1 protein-coding gene is annotated in these 528 nt (G+C 56.2%); it reads right to left on the minus strand.

What is annotated here, in order from left to right; all coding sequences use genetic code 11:
* Nucleotides 1-528: hypothetical protein (locus J7439_RS26115; RefSeq protein ID WP_209204976.1), on the minus strand; the 528-nt coding region annotated here is incomplete at both ends.

Genomic DNA, 528 nt, shown 5'->3' on the forward strand with positions numbered 1-528 from the left:
CCATTACACATGGAGGAAATATTGGTGACCAGTGCCCGGTCGAGCGGTTTGCCCTTAACGACCTCGTCTTTGCCCTCCTGCCAGCCCTCTTTCAAGCAGGGCAGGGTCAGGAAGGCCTTCACGTCCTTATCTTTCGGTAAGCCTTTGCCATGACACATGGAGGAAATATTGGTAACCAGTGCCCGGTCGAGTGGTTTGCCCTTAACGTCCTCGTCTTTGCCCTCCTGCCAGCCCGCTTTCAAGCAGGGCAGGGTCAGGAAGGCCTTCACGTCCTTATCTTGCGGTAAGCCTTTGCGATGACACATGGAGGAGATATTGGTGACCAGTGCCCGGTCGAGCGGTTTGCCCTTAACGTCCTCGTCTTTGCCCTCCTGCCAGCCCTCTTTCAAGCAGGGCAGGGTCAGGAAGGCCTTCACGTTCTGATCTTTCGGTAAGCCTTTGCCATGACACATGGAGGAAATATTGGTGACCAGTGCCCGGTCGAGCGGTTTGCCCTTAACGTCCTCGTCTTTGCCCTCCTGCCAGCCC

It is taken from the genome of Salinisphaera sp. G21_0 (assembly GCF_017744115.1).
Taxonomy (GTDB): domain Bacteria; phylum Pseudomonadota; class Gammaproteobacteria; order Pseudomonadales; family Endozoicomonadaceae; genus Endozoicomonas.